We start from the raw sequence: 15,568 nt of genomic DNA, 5'->3' as shown, positions 1-15,568 counted from the left end.
CCAAGGCAACCATTCCCCCCAAAAACGCGAAAGGTAACAATCAAACGGTAACCCCGCCCTGTTAGGTGCACCTTTTCGGACACACCGGCCCAGGTTCGAGCATTATTACCGTTTGATTGTTACCTTTCGCCGAATCGAATCCTCAGTGACTAGTCCGCGAGCTTCTTCGCGATGATCTCGTTAATAGACTTCGGATCGGCCTTGCCCTGCGTCGCCTTCATCACCGCGCCGACGATTGCGCCGGTGACCTTCTTATTGCCGGCCTTGTACTTCTCCACGATGTCCGGGTTGGCAGCAAGGGCTTCGTCGACAGCGGCCTCAATGGCACCGTCGTCACGCACGACCTCGAGGCCGCGCTTTTCGACGACCTCGTCGACGTTGCCCTCCCCTTCGATGACACCGTCGATGGCCTGGCGGCCGAGCTTGGTGGTGAGCTTGCCTTCCTTGACCAGCTCGACCACGCGGGCGACATCGGCCGGGGTGACGCCGAGTGCGTCAAGGTCGCGGCCCAGTTCATTGCCCTTTCCGGCGATATAGGAAACCCACCATGCGCGGGCTTCGTCCGGTGTCGTGCCGGCCTCGACGGTGTCGACGATGAGGTCGAGCGCACCGGCATTGACCAGGTCGCGGAATTCCTTCTCCGGCAGCTGCCACTCCTCTTGGATGCGTGCGCGGCGCACCCACGGAAGCTCCGGCAGGGTCGCGCGAATCTCTTCGACCCACTCCGGCTTCGCGATGACGGGCGGCAGATCCGGGTCGTTGAAGTAGCGGTATTCGCTGGCCTCTTCCTTCGGGCGGCCCTTAGACGTGGAGCCGTCGGACTCCTGGTAGTGGCGGGTCTCCTGGACGATCTCGCCACCGGCCTCGAGCACACCTGCGTGACGCTGCATCTCGTATCGCACAGCCTGCTCGACGGACTTCAGCGAGTTGATGTTCTTGGTCTCAGTGCGGGTGCCGAATTTCTCCTGGCCCTTCGGACGGAGCGAAACGTTGGCGTCACAACGCATCGAGCCCTGGTCCATGCGCGCATCGGACACGCCAAGCGCCTTGACCAGCTCGCGCAACGCACCGACGTACGCGCGCGCGACCTCCGGGGCACGCTCGCCGGCACCCACGATCGGCTTGGTCACGATCTCGATCAGCGGGATGCCTGCACGGTTGCAGTCCACCAGCGATGCCGTCGCACCGGAGATGCGGCCGGAGGCGGAACCCAGGTGGGTCAGCTTGCCGGTGTCTTCCTCCATGTGGGCGCGCTCGATCTCCACGCGCCACTTAGTGCCGTCGTCGAGCACGACGTCGAGGTAGCCGTCGTACGCGATCGGCTCATCGTACTGCGAAATCTGGTAGTTCTTCGGCTGGTCCGGGTAGAAGTAGTTCTTGCGGGCGAACCGGGACGATTCGGCGATCTTGCAATTGAGCGCCAAACCGATCTTGATCGCCCATTCCACGCCCTTGGCGTTGACCACCGGCAGCGCGCCCGGCAGGCCAAGCGAGACCGGGTCGACATTAGTGTTCGGTTCCGCACCGAAGTGGGCGGACGAGGTGGAGAACATCTTGGTCTCCGTGGACAGCTCCACGTGCACCTCGAGACCCATCACCGGGTCGTACTTTTCCAGGACATCGCTGTAATCCATCAGGTCGTACGCAGTCATGGTTGCCAAGTGTAGTGCCCCTGCGCCGCCGCCGAGACGATAGCTCCGTTTAGGCGTCCACCTCGCCGCGAGCGGTATCGCACCGAAGCGTCACCCGAATTAATAGGCACGGCATGTATATTGATCGGCGTTATGAATGATCTGAAATCCTCCCGGGCACCTGTTGCGCTCGGGCTTATTCTTTGTGTCCTGGTTATGGCAGTACTGGCCTTCCCCCGCATTGTCGACGCCACCACTTCCAACAGTGAATCCCGCGCGGAACAAAACCCGGTGGAGCTGGGCGGAATCGGCGTTCCCGACGGCCAAGGCGGCACGCTGAACTGTTCGAACCCGTCCGGATTCACCGGCAACACGATCACGTGGGATTGCGGTGACACACGCATCGCCGGCCGCTCCGAGGCCACCCCCGACGATAGCGAAAGGGCGCTCGCCCGCCACCACCGCGCGATGACGCTGACCCGCACCGTGGACGCGAGCGACATCGACTCCCCGCGCGAGGGCATTTACGTCAAGAGCAGCGAAAACAGCGACGGCAGGTTCGTCTCTGTTTCCGTCACCGACGGAGCAACAACCCAGTACTTCACGTTCGGCGGCCCCGAAGCCGACGAACTGTCACAACGGCTTATCGACGACGCCCCCGCCAACTCCGACGACTCCCACCCCAAGGAGGACTCCAAGTGACCGACAAGAATGCTCTTTTCTTGCGCATCGCAGCCGCGGTGATTCTCCTCGCCTCCGGCGCGTGGTCGGCGCTGTATCTGTCCCAGCTCCCAATCAACGGGAGCATGGCCGCAATGAGCGTGGTCGGCGTGGCGCTCTGGTTGCTGCTTGCCTGGCTGATCTTGCGCGGCCACCCCGGTAGGCTCCATCATTCGACGCCAGCATTCATCCTTGCCGGATTCTTCTCCGGAGCGACGCTGCTCGCCCCAGCATTGACGACGAATACCTCCGCCATCGCTTTCAAGGACTGGCTGGGGCTGGACAACCTGGTCTTCGGTCTCCTCTCCCCCGTCACTGAGGAGCTGCTGAAGTTCACTGTGGTGTTCGTGCTGTGCACCATGGTGTTTCGCATCCGTCGCCCGATTGAGGCTGTGACAATCGCGATCGCTGTCGGGCTCGGCTTCGCCGCGGCGGAGAACGCCACGTACATCATGCGCGCCGCGCTCAATAACCTGAATTCGGATCTCGAAGGCTCACTTGTCGGCATCGGTATCCGCACGCTCCCCGGACCGTGGGGACATTCGATTTACTCCGGTCTAGCTGCCTGGGGCTTGGGCAATTTCCTGTGCCGCACCGACAAATCCATCGGCTGGCGCGTAGGCCAACTCGTCGGCTGGTACGCGCTCGGCTACGGCATCCACGCCGTCTTCAATTCTGTTGCCGAACTGCCCGGCGACGTAGCGCCAGTCATCGGTTTTCTCGCCGCTCTCGTCTTCAAATGGGTGGGCGGTATCTGGCTCTATCTGCGCAGCCGGAAGATCGGCCGCCGCGATGTCCCGGAAACACCCACTGAACCAGAAACGGTCTAGGCACCCAGCCGCGCCTCGAGCGAGGTCTTCACCTCGGGCCACTCGGTGTCCAAGATGGAGTAGACGCACGTGTCGCGCACGAGGCCACTCCTCAAGATCTTGTGGCGGCGTAGTACCCCGTCGAGCTTGGCACCGAGGCTCTCGATGGCGGCGCGCGACTGGCGGTTCATAAAGTGGGTGCGGATCTCCACGCGCAGGCACCCCAGGTCCTCGAACGCGCGCTGCAGCATGAGGAGCTTCGCCGCTTTATTGAACGGCGCACCCTGGGCGTCTTTGGTAATCCACGTCGACCCAATCTCGATGCTCCGGTTCGCGGGATCGGGATGGAAGAACGTGGTCACGCCGATGGCGCTGCCGGCAGGGTCGACGATCGCCCATGGGGCGCGCTCACCGCGTTCGTGTTCCGCTAGATAGGCCTTGATGTATTCCGGCACGCTATCCGGCGTCGGGATGTGGTCCTGGTACCAGAGCTCAGACAAGTCGCCGACGCACGAAGCCAAAGACTCCGCATGGTCGAGACTGAGCGGCTCCAGCGTGACCCACTCATTGCGCATTATCGGGTTATCACTGAAATTCATCGAGACCTCCTGAAGAATTCAACGGTGCGTGCCACGCCCTCGTCGAGGCTGACGGTGGGCTCCCACCCGAGAACCTCCCGTGCACGGGCATAGGAAAGGGCGGAGCGGGGGACGTCGCCAAGCCGTGGCGGGAAATCTTCCGGCGTATCGGGCGCGCCCGCATGTTTCGCTACCAAGCTGTGCAGATCGCGGTCGGTGGTCTCCACCGAGGTGCCGATATTGAAGCGTGTGCCGTCGCCGCGCTCACCTGCCGCGAGAACGAACGCGCGCGCAACGTCGCCGGCATAGACATAGTCGCGGGTATTCGTGCCGCCGCCGAAGATCTTCGTCGGATTGCCGCGCAGGAGACTCTCCGCGAAAATCGCCACGACCCCGGCTTCGCCGTGCGGGTTCTGCCGCGGGCCGTACACATTCGCCGGCGCGATGAAACTCGCTTGCATACCGTACAGATGGCGGTAAGTGCCCAGGTATTGCTCACCGGCGAGCTTCGACGCGGCATACGGCGAGTGCGGATCGACAGGGAAGGACTCGTCCACCGGGAATTCGCTCGGTGCGCCGTAAATCGACCCGCCGGACGAGGTGTGCACGATCTTTCGCACGCCAGCCTTCCGCGCGGCTTCCGCGACATTGATCGTGCCCAGAATATTCGCCTGCGCATCAAGGATCGGGTCTTCGACGGATTTGCGCACGTCGATCTGCGCGGCGAGGTGGAAGATCACTTCAGGAGCAAGCTTATCGACGACATCTGCTAGCCCCTTATCCCCCACGTCCCCCTCGACGAGCTCAACTGCAGTCTGGTGGCTGATGTTATCGAGCCGCCCGCTGCTCAAATTGTCCAGCACGGCGACCTCGTGGCCTGCCATGACGAGCTGATCGACGAGATGAGATCCAATGAAGCCGGCACCGCCGGTGACGAGAGTGCGCACGCGGTGATTCTAACCGACGGCTATCCGAACATAGACCGCGCGGTCCGAATGCGGCGCTCAGGCACGCGCTTGAGGTTCTCCACCGCGTCGGCAAGCGGGACGAGCGTGATGTCCTCGCCGCGCAGCGCGACAGTCATACCGAAATTGCCCTCGTGCGCCGCGCGAGCCGCATGCACGCCGTAGCGGGTGGCCAGCACGCGGTCGTACGCCGTCGGGGTGCCGCCGCGCTGCGTGTGACCGAGCACCGTCGTGCGCACGTCGTAGCCCAGGCGGCGGTGAATCTCGTCGCCGATGATCTGGCCCATGCCCTTGAACGTCTTGTGGCCGAACTCGTCTTCTTCGCCAAGTCCTGCGTCCATCGTGCCTTCCTTCGGCACTGCGCCCTCAGCCACGACGATGATGCCGTACTTCTCCCCCATCTGGAAGCGGCGTTCCATCGCCTTGCAGATGTCCTCGATATCGAAGGGGTCCTCCGGGATGACCGTGTAGTGCGCGCCGCCGGCCATGCCCGCGTGCAGTGCGATCCACCCGACGTGGCGGCCCATCACCTCGACGATGAGGATTCGGTTGTGCGATTCCGCAGTGGTGTGCAGCCGGTCGATCGCGTCCGTGGCCACCGACACTGCGGTATCGAAACCGAAGGTGTAGTCGGTGGCATTGACGTCATTGTCGATCGTCTTTGGCACGCCGACTACCGGAATGCCGTTGTCGGAGAGCCACTTCGCACCCTTGAGCGTTCCCTCGCCGCCGATCGGGATCAGCGCGTCGATGCCCGCGTCTGCGAGATTGTTCTTGATCTGGTCGATGCCCGCCTTGAATTTATCCGGGTGCAGGCGACCGGTGCCCAGAATCGTTCCGCCGCGCAGCAGAATCGAGTCGATGAATGCATCGTCGTACAGGTCCTGGCGCAGGTCGTCCATGAGTCCCACCCAGCCGTCTTGATAACCGACGACAGTGGAACCGAACTCCGAGCTAGCGGTGCGGACAATGGCGCGGATGACAGCATTGAGACCGGGGCAATCGCCGCCGGAAGTGAGTGTGGCAAGACGCATGGGACCCAGATTAGCGTGATTGGGCGGTGCTGTCTGACTCTCAGGCCGCCGCCGAGCTTCGGCCCCGCAACGGAACCGATGCGAGTGCGCCGACGAGCATCGCCCCGAGCGGCAGCGCCACCGCCCACCCGGCGGTGTCCGCGATCTCGCCGCCAGCGAGCACCATGCCGACGAGCGCGACGCCGAGCACGCTGCCCACCTGCCGTGCGGTGTTGTACAGCCCCGACGCGGCACCAGTCTGGTGCTCCGCGATTCCCCGCATGGTCACCGCCGCGTTCGGCGCCCACACGAACGCACCGCCGATGCCGAGCAGCGACGTGACGGCCGCGAACCACCACACGCCCGCCGACGCCTCGATGAGCGCGATCTCCAGCCCCAGGCCCGCCGCGCAGACCGTGAACCCGGCGACGCAAAGCTTGCCCGGATCCCGCCTGTCCGTCAGGTACCCCGCGACCGGGGTGAGCACGAGCGCGAAGACCGACATCGGGGCGGTAATCAGACCGGAAGCCGTGGGAGATGCGCCCGCCACTGTTTGCAGCCAGTACATCAGCGGAATGAACATCGACGCGACGGTGAACCCCATCGCCGCCACTCCCACCGCGCCGAGGGCGAACGACCGGTCGCGCAGAAGCTCCACCGGCAAGAAGCCGTGGTCCTCCCCGTTGCGCGCCGCCACAACGAGCGCCACAAGCGAGACCACACCTAAGACGACCACGATCCACTGCCCGAACTGGATGCCGTAGACCAAGCACCCGAGCCCGCCGAATGACAACAGCACAGGGACCAGGTACACCCGCTGCTGACCCGCCGGGAGCTTCGGCAAGGCGGCGAGTCCCGCGACCAGAGCAGCGGCACCGAGAGCCGCCTGCACGACGAATGCCGCGCGCCAGCCGGAGAATTCCGCAATCGCGCCACCGGCTACCGGCCCGATGAGCGAGGCGACCGAGCCGATGACGCCCCAAACAGCGAATGCGCGCCCCTGTTTATCCTCGCTGAAAACCCGCGGAATCAACCCGAAAGCTTGGGGCAGGAAGACCGCGGCACCGAAACCCTGCAGGCCACGCGCGGCGACGAGCGAGCCGAACGACCAGGAAGCGCCCGCGAAGACGAGCGCGGCGACATAGACCGCCAACCCGATCAGGAATACCCGGCGCTGCCCATAGGCGTCGCCGAGCCTGCCCGTCGCAGGCATGGGTGCCACCGTGCACAGGAGGTACACGCTGGTCAGCCACACCGCATCGCCGACGTCGAATGGCAGCAGCGGAGTGATCACGGGCATGAAGCCCTGATCGATCAGAACCAGAAAATACCCCGCAGCGAGCGCTGCGAGGGTATTCCAGGGATTAACGGCGGGCTTCAAAAGCGGCAGCCACGCGGTAGAGACGCTCGTCGGCGAATGCTGGAGCGATGAGCTGCAGGCCGACCGGCAGACCCGTGTCGGAGGCGGTACCCGCCGGAACGGACATGCCCGGCAGACCAGCCAGGTTCAGCGGCAGCGTGAACAGGTCGAAGTTGTACATCGCCAGCGGGTCGTCGACCTTATCGCCGAGCTTGAACGCCGTGGTCGGCGTCGCCGGGCCGGCGATGATGTCCACCTGCTCGAAGGCCTTGGCGAAGTCCTGCGCCACGAGTGTGCGGATACGCTGCGCCTGCAGGTAGTACGCGTCGTAGTAGCCGACGGACAGAGCGTAGGTGCCCAGGATGACGCGGCGCTTGACCTCTTCGCCGAAACCTTCGCCGCGGGTGAGCGCCATGACCTCCTCGGCGGAGTGCTTTCCGTCGTCACCGACGCGCTGGCCGTAACGCATGCCGTCGAAACGCGCGAGATTCGAGCTGACCTCGGAGGTCTGGATCAGGTAGTAGGCACCCATGACGTGGGCGAAATTCGGGCAATCGACCTCAACGATTTCCGCACCCTGGGATTCCAGTTGCGCAATCGCCTTATCGACGGCCTCTGCCACCCCAGCCTGCGTTCCCTCGCCGCCGAACTGCTTCACGCGTCCGACCTTGACTCCGGTGAGATCGCCGGAGGCACCCTCGCGGGCCGCGGCGACGACCGGGCTGACCGGACGGTTGACGCTGGTGGCGTCAAATTCGTCGTGGCCGGCAATGACCTCGTGGAGCAATGCGGTGTCGAGCACGTTATTCGCGCACGGGCCACACTGGTCGAGCGAGGACGCATTGGCGATCATGCCGTAGCGCGAGACCGCGCCGTAGGTCGGCTTCACCCCGACGGTGCCGGTCAGGGACGCCGGCTGGCGGATCGAACCGCCGGTGTCGGTGCCGATGCCCAGCGGGGCCTGGCCCGCAGCGAGCGCCGCCGCGGTGCCGCCGCCGGAACCACCCGGGGTGCGGTCCAGGTCGTGCGGGTTGCGGGTGACCTTGTAGGCCGAATTCTCCGTCGAGGAGCCCATGGCGAACTCATCGAGGTTGGTCTTGCCCAAAATCGGGATGCCAGCTTTACGGATCTTGGTCACGATCGTCGCGTCGTACGGGCTCATGTAGCCCTCGAGCATCTTCGACGCAGCCGTCGTCGGTGCGTCGGTAGTGACAAAGAGATCCTTCAGCGCCAGTGGCACGCCAGCGAGCGGGGAGGCCGGCGCTTCGCCGGCCTTCACAGCGGCGTCGACCTCGTCAGCCGTCTTCAGCGCTTCCTCCGCACCGACGTGGAGGAAAGCACCGATGGTCTCGTCGGTCTCCGCGATGCGGTCGAGGAACGCCTGGGTGACCTCACGGGAGGTCACCTCGCCGGACTGGATCTTCTCCGCCAGCACGTGCGCCGGCAGGCTGGTGAGCCCCTCTGCGGGAACGGTGTAGTCGGCCATTAGTCTTCCTCCCCCAGGATCTGCGGAACCATGAAGCGGTCATCCTCCACCTCGGGCGCCTGGTCGAGAGCCTGCGCCTGAGTGAGGGTGGTGCGCTGGACGTCGTCACGCATTGCCGCTTCGACGCTGTGCGGGTGACTCATCGGCTCAACGCCTTCGGTGTCCACTGCCTGCACTGCGGAGACGGCCTCCACGATGGTGTCCAGCTGCCCTGCGAGCTGGTCCAGCTCCTCGTCGCTGACTGCAATGCGCGCCAACCGCGCGATGCCTGCGACCTCCTCGCGGGAGATTCCTGAGGCTTCAGCCACGTTGTCCCACCTTCTTCAATCCTCGGGTTGCGGTTAACGCGCCTTATCTTACGTCACACCGCCACGCTTACCCGCGAGCGGTAAGACGCACCGGCAGCGATGCCCAGCCGCCCACCGGATGGATCTCGCGCTCTCCCTCGCCCGCGCGCGAAAGCTCCACGGCTGCGCACAGTTCTTCGGTGAATGCCTGCAGCTCAATCACCGACAGTTCTTTGCCGGGGCACGCGTGCGGGCCGGCGCCCCACACCAGGTTCTGCGCGGCGTTCGCGTCCGGGTCGAAGCCATCGACGTCGGCGAAGGTGTCCGGGTCACGGTTGGCGGCCGTCCAATGGATGCGCACTTTCTGCCCCTCGGGCAGCTCGACTTCGCCGAGGGAGACCGGGCACGTGGTGACGCGACGGTTGCTCACGAACGGGGAATCCGCGCGCAGGATCTCATCAGCGATCGCCGTGAACTCGGCACGGGAGACACCCTGGGACAAACGGTCCTTCAGCTCTGGGTGCTCGATCAGCGCCTCGATAATGACGCCTACGCAATACGCCATGGAGCTCAGATCGCCGGCCGTCCAGTTACGCAGCACGGAGACAATCTCTTCGAATTCCAGCGGGCGGCCAAGACTCTCGTCGCGCACGAGGTGCGACGTGACCGAATCATTGGGGTTGTCGAGCAAAGGCTCCACGACAGAGCGGATGATGTCGTCGAAACGCTCCGCGACCGCGGCAGTGCGCTCAAGCTGTCCGGAACGTGTTGCCGCGTTATTGTCCGCGACCCACGCGACGAGATCGTCGTTGATGTTTTCCGGCCAGCCCAGCCATGCCGTCATCGCGCGCACGGCGTACTGCGCGCCGAGGTCGCCGACGGCGTCGACGGTCTCTTTCGCAGCCGCGTCGCGGACAATCTCGCGGGCCAGCTCACGGAAGTCCGGCTCCAAGTGCTCGACTGCCGGCGCGTCGAGGTATTGCTCGATCATCGCGCGGACCTTGGTGTGCTCCTCACCGTCAAGGCCATTGGGCAGCTGCATGAAACGCGACACTGCAGAGGAATAACGCTGCGGATCCTCCGCCACTTCGCGGGCGAGGTCGTGTCCGGCGACGACGACCTCGTCGCCGTCCTTTGCCACCTTCGTTTCGCCCCGGAGAAGATTGTCTCCGTACGTCCGGGGTTCAGTCCCTGCAAGTGAGGTTTCTAGCAGTTCATCGGTATGCAATTTCTGCCTCCTATCGAAAGTGCGTTCAGTCCGTCACCCGATGGTACGCCCGCGCCCGGTACCCCTCATTGCTATAAATAGGGCCATGTCCTACCTGATCCGCGTCGTCCTCCCCGACACCCCCGGCAGTCTCGGCGAGCTCGCCGAGGCCTTCGGCATGCTCGACGCGAATATCAAGTCCGTCGACATCGTTGAATCGACCTTCGCCGACGAAAAGGCCGTGGTCACTGACGATATCGTGGTCGAGCTACCCACCGGAACCATGGTCGATTCGCTCATCACCGCCGCCGCGTCCGTCGACGGCGTCGAGGTCGATTCGATCCGCCCGTTCACCGGCCGCGTCGACCGCCGCGAGCAAGTGCAGATGCTCGCGCGTGTCGCCAACCAGGTCCGCGACCTCCCCGCCGCAATGCAGGAACTCGTCTCCGTCATGCCCCTTGCCTTGACTTCCTCGTGGGCCATCGTCTTGCGCGACACAGGTGCAGGCAGCGAGCGCGTCGCCGCGTCCCAGGCAGCACCGGGAGACGACGGTTCCGCGCCCGTGCTTATCGACGTCTCCGAGGCCCGCATCCTCCGCGACGACATCGACACGTGGGTGCCCGAAGCCTGGTGGCTCCTCGATTCCACCTTGGCCGTCACTCCCCTGGGCACGACCGACCTGTACATGGTGGTCGGCCGCACCGGCGGCCCCGATTTCCTCGCCTCCGAGGTCACCCACATCGGCGACCTTGGCGCTATTGTCGGTGCTCTCGTCAGGTAGAAGACGCGAAAGCTACCGCATTCATCTGCAATTTTCGCCCACGGTGATCGGCCGTTCATGCTTACTATGAACAGGGAAGCTCTCTCCCCCAAACACACCTCACACCATGGAGTCGAAAATGCGCACCAGCTTCGCCACCCTTGTCATCGTCGCTGCTCCCCTTCTCGCACTGACCGGCTGCTCGTTCACGCAGTCCATTGACCAGTCGGAGGTCGAAACCCAGATTGCCGATAGCCTCGAGGAGCAAGTCGGCCAGCGCCCTGATTCCGTCGAGTGCCCGGGCGATCTCGATGGCGAGGTTGGCGCCACGATGCGCTGTACGCTGACCGCCGGCGACACGAAGCTCGGTGTCGGCGTTGAAGTCACCAACGTCGAGGGCAACAATGCGAAATTCGACATCAAGGTCGACGACCAGCCGATGCAGTAGCAGCCCGGCGCGTTCTAGTCAGTTTTTCCGGTCTCCAGCAGCTGCTCGAACTGGGCTTCGTCCAGAATCGTGATGCCCAAGTCCCGGGCTTTTTGCTCCTTCGAGCCGGCGTTCTCGCCGACAACGACATAGTCGGTCTTCTTAGACACGGACCCCGACGCCTTACCTCCGCGAGTGAGAATCGCCTCCTTGGCGCCATTGTCGGTGCCTTGGTGTGCTAGGCCCGCTCCCAGGAGTCACCACCCCACACAAGCAATTTCAAAGCGCGCTCCGGCGTGCTTTTTTATTGCCCCAACGCCGAGGAACTCAAGACTCCTCGACAATTGCAAAACTCTTTTATAATCTTGGAATCGTGGACCAGCAGACTTCTAATTTGACTCTAATTTATTCCAGTTTCTTGGAACGTCTCGGGGCTCTCGAAGGGCGCGTCGCGGCCTTGGAATCCCAAGCATCATCGTCCGGCGGCACCTCCCCGCTCACCCGCGCCACCGGCGAGTACTGGGTCGTCGACGGAGTGGAGGCGTCCCGGCCGCAGGCAGAAACAGACAACGAGCCAGACAATGGCGCACTCGTCTTCGGTGGTTCCGTCCGTATCAACGGCCGCGAATACGCGTACCAGTGGCAGCGCGAAACTGATTATCTGCTGGACCACGAATGGGACGAGTACACCGAGCGCATTGCCGCTATCGCGCACCCTGTCCGCGGAGCGATCCTCCGTCGGCTCCTCACGAAACCTGCGACAGTCTCGGAACTCGTGGAAGAAGCAATCGTTTCTTCGACCGGCACCGCCTACCACCACCTGGGGGCCCTACAGGACGCGGGGTGGGTAGCCAAGCTCAACGGCCACTTCGAGGTGCGCCCCGCCCGTGTCGTCCCACTGTTGACCATCATCGCAGCAGGAGAAGATCACTAATGACCACGAAGCAGAACGACCGCAACCAGCAAAGGCGTTTCGGCCCTACCGCACTCATCGTCGCCGGGGTCGCCGCTCTCTCGACACTTTCATTGCTCATCGCATTCGGGCCCCGACCCATCGCGTTGGCAACGCAGCATACCGGCGAGGAAGAAATCTCCACGCTGCTGGAATCAGGCGCCGATCCAGGCTCCAACGAGCTCGCCGCTTTCGTCAGCGAAGACGGGGAGGTCCGCTTCGGCGGGCTGGGTGCAGACGAGAACACTGAGTTTGAAATCGGCTCTCTCACCAAGACATTCAACGGCGAACTCGCCCGCCAGCAGATCAAGGCTGGCACTCTGCGCCTCGACACTCAAGTCCAAGACATTATTGACGCCGCCGGCACGCCCATTGCTGATGTCACCGTCGAAGAGCTTCTCAACCACACATCCGGATTGTCGCGGCTCGAAAGCATTGGTCTCCCGCAGTTCCTCTCCATGATGGTGCGCGACGGCGGGAACCCGTACCGCGGAGATACCCCCGAGGATATTTTCACTGCTGCCACTAATCCGAAGTTGAAACTAAAGGGCCGCGGCGAGGAGAACTACTCCAATTTCGGCCATGCGCTGCTCGGTCAGTTGCTCGCCAAGAACGCAGGTATGAGCTACGACGAGCTCCTTCGCACGAAGATCCTCGAACCTGCTGGCATGACTTCGACGTTCCTCGCCCTGCCCGGAACCGCCGACGGTCATCCGCAAGGACTCACTTTGGCCGGCCGTCCCGCGGAACGGTGGGAAATGAATGGCTGGGCGCCCGCTGGCGCGATTCGCTCCACTGCCAAGGACATCGCGAAGTACGTCGACTGGATCTCCGCGCACGGTGGCCCTGATCTCGGCCGGGCTGAGTTGGAGGACGACGGAACGGCATACACCTTCCACAACGGCGGCACCGGGGGCTACAGCACGATGCTCATCTGGGACCCGGCGAATCCCCGGCGCGCCGCCTTCGTGGCCAATTCCAGCGAAGCGAGCGTCGACGACCTCGGCATCAAACTGTTGAAAGGAACCCAGCGATGATCAATTTGCTACTCACGATCGCTATTCTCGCGCTCGCAACGTTCACTGCGGTGCGCGGAGTGCGCTCCCCCATTGTCGGGCTTATCGACGCCGTCTTCACCGTCCTCATCGTCTTCCTCCTGGCCCGCGGAATGAGCTGGAATACCGACCTGCCTATATTTGCGTGGTGGTTGCTCGCTCTCTGGGGCGCAGCCCTCGTCGGGTTCCAGGCCGCCCGTGTTGCAGCACGATCCCATAGCTCCGGTGAGCGCCGCACCGGCTAAACGCGGTTGCCCACTACACCGCGCCGGTCTCCAGCAGCTGCTCGAACTGGGATTCGTCCAGAATCGTGATGCCCAAGTCCCGGGCTTTTTGCTCCTTCGAGCCGGCGTTCTCGCCGACAACGACATAGTCGGTCTTCTTGGACACGGACCCCGACGCCTTACCTCCGCGCGTGAGGATCGCCTCCTTGGCGCCATCGCGCGAGTAGTTCTCCAGGGTGCCGGTGACCACGACGGTCAGGCCCTCAAGCGTTCGGGGTGCGGCGTCTTCGACGTCGTCTTCCATGGTCACGCCAGCAGCGGCCCACTTATCGACGATCTCTACGTGCCAGTCCACCTCGAACCAGTCCTTGAAGGATTCGGCGATGATGGTGCCCACGCCGTCAGTCTCCGCGAGCTCCTCCACCGAGGCGGCACGCAGCGCATCCATGGATTTATAGCGCGCCGCGAGTGCGCGTGCAGCTGTGGGACCGACGTGGCGGATCGACAGCGCCACGAGTACCCGCCACAAGTCCGTGGTCTTGCGCTCCTGCAGGTTTTTCAACAGCTTCTTGCCTGACGCATTGATCTGCCCGTCTTTTCTCGTGTACGTAGATGATTTCTCTACGTCGTCGGAGGACAGAGAGAAGAGAGTGGATTCGTCGATAAGCACGCCCGATGCGATGAGGTCGTGTGCGCCCTTCTCACCGAGCGCTTCGATATCGAATGCCCCTCGCGAGGCGATGTACTCCAAGCGCGCGCCGAGCTGCGCTGGGCACGAGCGGGTATTCGGGCAGCGCCAGTCCGCGTCGCCCTCCTTTGCGGGCGCGAGCTCCGTGCCACACGCCGGGCACTCCTTCGGGAAGACGAATTCGCGCTCGGTGCCGTCGCGCAGATCCGCAACGGGGCCCAGCACCTCCGGAATGATCTCGCCGGCCTTGCGCAGCACGACCGTGTCGCCGATGAGCACGCCTTTGCGCTTGACCTCCGTCTGGTTGTGCAGCGTGGCCATCGACACGGTCGAGCCCGAGACGAACACCGGCTCCATGACCGCATACGGCGTCGCGCGACCGGTGCGCCCGATGGAGACCTCGATATCCAGCAGCTTCGTGGTCACCTCTTCCGGCGGGTACTTGTACGCGATCGCCCAGCGCGGCGCCCGCGAGGTGAAGCCCAACTGGCGCTGCTGCGCGATGTCGTCGACCTTGATCACCACGCCGTCCATCTCGTGGATCGCGTCGTGGCGGTGGTCCGCCCAGTAGCTCACCGCGTCCTGGACGTCTTGGGCGGTCTCGGCGCGCTTGGTGTACTCGCTGACCGGCAGCCCCCACGAGGCGAGCTTCTCGTACGCGTCGTGCTGCGTGGCGAATTCAACGCCTTCGCGCGCGCCGATACCGTGGCAGATCATCCGCAACTTACGCTTGCGCACAGCCTCCGGATCCTTCTGCCGCAGGCCTCCTGCGGCCGTGTTGCGCGGGTTCGCGAAAGGCTTGCCGCCTTCCTTCTGCCGCAGCTCGTTGAGCTCTGGGAAATCCTCCGGCCGAATGAACACCTCACCGCGGACCTCCACCAGCGCCGGCACATCGCCCGTCAGCTGATGCGGGATGTCCTCGATGACCCTCGCGTTGGCGGTGATGTCCTCACCCACGCGCCCGTCGCCACGCGTAGCCGCGCGGACAAGCGTGCCGTTCTCGTAGACCAAGTCGATCGACAGCCCGTCGATCTTCAGCTCCGTCAGGTACGGCCCCGGCGTCTTCGCCAGCCAGTCCGCGAGCTCTTCGGCAGAGAACACGTTATCCAAGCTCGTCATCGGCTCGAGGTGCTCGACGTCGGCGAACGCCGTATTCGCCGTCGGTGCGCCGACCTCCTTCGTCGGTGAATCCGGAACAGCCAGCTCCGGGTGCTCCTCCTCGAGTTTTTGCAGCGCACGGAACATCTCGTCGAATTCCGCGTCGGTGATCACCGGGTCGCCGTTGTAATACAGATCCCGGTGGTGGCGGACCTCCTTCGCCAAGTCAGTCCATTCGCGGAGGAGGTCCTTGTCCACAGTGCCGTTGGTCACAGGGGCGTTGTTCTCAGTCACAGGCCCCAAGTTTA

General features: G+C 63.9%; 16 protein-coding genes and 1 pseudogene. 7 read left to right on the top strand and 10 right to left on the bottom strand.

Annotated elements, in window-relative coordinates:
• Positions 1-149: 149 nt before the first annotated feature.
• Complete coding sequence (gene gatB, locus ACUY2Y_RS04615; protein ID WP_448325002.1) at positions 150-1,652, bottom strand: Asp-tRNA(Asn)/Glu-tRNA(Gln) amidotransferase subunit GatB; 1,503 nt, start codon at positions 1,650-1,652, stop codon at positions 150-152.
• A gap of 195 nt (positions 1,653-1,847) precedes the next feature.
• Between gatB and ACUY2Y_RS04610 the strand changes: the two genes are divergently transcribed.
• Positions 1,848-2,333 (top strand): hypothetical protein, encoded by a 486-nt coding sequence (locus ACUY2Y_RS04610; protein WP_448325001.1) that lies wholly within the window; start codon positions 1,848-1,850, stop codon positions 2,331-2,333.
• Positions 2,330-3,181 (top strand): PrsW family intramembrane metalloprotease, encoded by an 852-nt coding sequence (locus ACUY2Y_RS04605; protein ID WP_448325000.1) that lies wholly within the window; start codon positions 2,330-2,332, stop codon positions 3,179-3,181. Before ACUY2Y_RS04610 ends, ACUY2Y_RS04605 begins: the two co-directional genes overlap by 4 nt.
• Here ACUY2Y_RS04605 and ACUY2Y_RS04600 read toward each other — a convergent pair.
• The 7 genes from ACUY2Y_RS04600 to ACUY2Y_RS04570 all read right to left on the bottom strand — a co-directional run bounded on the left by ACUY2Y_RS04600 (position 3,178) and on the right by ACUY2Y_RS04570 (position 9,990).
• Positions 3,178-3,759: a GNAT family N-acetyltransferase gene (locus ACUY2Y_RS04600; protein ID WP_448324999.1), complete on the bottom strand. Its 582-nt coding sequence runs from the start codon at positions 3,757-3,759 to the stop codon at positions 3,178-3,180. The genes ACUY2Y_RS04605 and ACUY2Y_RS04600 overlap by 4 nt on opposite strands.
• Positions 3,756-4,685, bottom strand: coding sequence for an NAD-dependent epimerase/dehydratase family protein (locus tag ACUY2Y_RS04595; RefSeq protein ID WP_448324998.1), 930 nt, complete (start codon positions 4,683-4,685; stop codon positions 3,756-3,758). Before ACUY2Y_RS04595 ends, ACUY2Y_RS04600 begins: the two co-directional genes overlap by 4 nt.
• Before the next feature lie 20 nt (positions 4,686-4,705).
• Positions 4,706-5,737 carry an ATP-dependent 6-phosphofructokinase gene (locus tag ACUY2Y_RS04590; RefSeq protein WP_448324997.1) on the bottom strand — a complete coding sequence of 344 codons (1,032 nt, stop codon included), beginning with the start codon at positions 5,735-5,737 and terminating at the stop codon, positions 4,706-4,708.
• A 40-nt stretch (positions 5,738-5,777) separates the two neighbouring features.
• Complete coding sequence (locus ACUY2Y_RS04585; protein ID WP_448324996.1) at positions 5,778-7,097, bottom strand: MFS transporter; 1,320 nt, start codon at positions 7,095-7,097, stop codon at positions 5,778-5,780.
• Positions 7,081-8,562 (bottom strand): Asp-tRNA(Asn)/Glu-tRNA(Gln) amidotransferase subunit GatA, encoded by a 1,482-nt coding sequence (gene gatA, locus ACUY2Y_RS04580; RefSeq protein WP_448324995.1) that lies wholly within the window; start codon positions 8,560-8,562, stop codon positions 7,081-7,083. Before gatA ends, ACUY2Y_RS04585 begins: the two co-directional genes overlap by 17 nt.
• Complete coding sequence (gene gatC, locus ACUY2Y_RS04575; RefSeq protein WP_210572216.1) at positions 8,562-8,870, bottom strand: Asp-tRNA(Asn)/Glu-tRNA(Gln) amidotransferase subunit GatC; 309 nt, start codon at positions 8,868-8,870, stop codon at positions 8,562-8,564. Before gatC ends, gatA begins: the two co-directional genes overlap by 1 nt.
• A 67-nt stretch (positions 8,871-8,937) precedes the next feature.
• Entirely contained in the window at positions 8,938-9,990 is a 1,053-nt protein-coding gene (locus ACUY2Y_RS04570; RefSeq protein WP_448324994.1) for a cytochrome P450, read from the bottom strand.
• A gap of 172 nt (positions 9,991-10,162) precedes the next feature.
• Between ACUY2Y_RS04570 and ACUY2Y_RS04565 the strand changes: the two genes are divergently transcribed.
• Together ACUY2Y_RS04565 and ACUY2Y_RS04560 are read left to right on the top strand one after the other, a co-directional pair.
• Complete coding sequence (locus tag ACUY2Y_RS04565) at positions 10,163-10,837, top strand: amino acid-binding ACT domain protein (RefSeq protein WP_448324993.1); 675 nt, start codon at positions 10,163-10,165, stop codon at positions 10,835-10,837.
• 118 nt (positions 10,838-10,955) lie between these two features.
• Complete coding sequence (locus ACUY2Y_RS04560; RefSeq protein ID WP_448324992.1) at positions 10,956-11,264, top strand: DUF4333 domain-containing protein; 309 nt, start codon at positions 10,956-10,958, stop codon at positions 11,262-11,264.
• Positions 11,265-11,278: 14 nt separating this feature from the next.
• Here ACUY2Y_RS04560 and ACUY2Y_RS04555 read toward each other — a convergent pair.
• Positions 11,279-11,464 (bottom strand): annotated as a pseudogene (locus tag ACUY2Y_RS04555) (BRCT domain-containing protein); the annotation flags it as partial.
• 152 nt (positions 11,465-11,616) lie between these two features.
• Between ACUY2Y_RS04555 and ACUY2Y_RS04550 the strand changes: the two are divergent.
• From ACUY2Y_RS04550 to ACUY2Y_RS04540, 3 genes are read left to right on the top strand one after another with little or no spacing between them, the layout of a single operon-like run.
• A complete protein-coding gene (locus ACUY2Y_RS04550; protein WP_448324991.1) occupies positions 11,617-12,177 on the top strand; it encodes an ArsR/SmtB family transcription factor in 561 nt (186 codons plus the stop codon).
• Entirely contained in the window at positions 12,177-13,232 is a 1,056-nt protein-coding gene (locus ACUY2Y_RS04545; protein ID WP_448324990.1) for a serine hydrolase domain-containing protein, read from the top strand. The genes ACUY2Y_RS04550 and ACUY2Y_RS04545 overlap by 1 nt, the downstream gene beginning before the upstream one ends.
• Complete coding sequence (locus ACUY2Y_RS04540; RefSeq protein ID WP_448324989.1) at positions 13,229-13,495, top strand: hypothetical protein; 267 nt, start codon at positions 13,229-13,231, stop codon at positions 13,493-13,495. The genes ACUY2Y_RS04545 and ACUY2Y_RS04540 overlap by 4 nt, the downstream gene beginning before the upstream one ends.
• 13 nt (positions 13,496-13,508) lie before the next feature.
• Here the strand turns inward: ACUY2Y_RS04540 and ligA are convergent, their stop codons facing one another.
• Positions 13,509-15,563: an NAD-dependent DNA ligase LigA gene (gene ligA / locus ACUY2Y_RS04535; protein ID WP_448324988.1), complete on the bottom strand. Its 2,055-nt coding sequence runs from the start codon at positions 15,561-15,563 to the stop codon at positions 13,509-13,511.
• Between the last annotated feature and the right edge of the window lie 5 nt (positions 15,564-15,568).

Source organism: Corynebacterium sp. 20-84 (assembly GCF_053479455.1).
The sequence above is the reverse complement of the archived record's forward strand: the minus strand, read 5'-3'. Positions and strand labels throughout refer to the sequence as shown.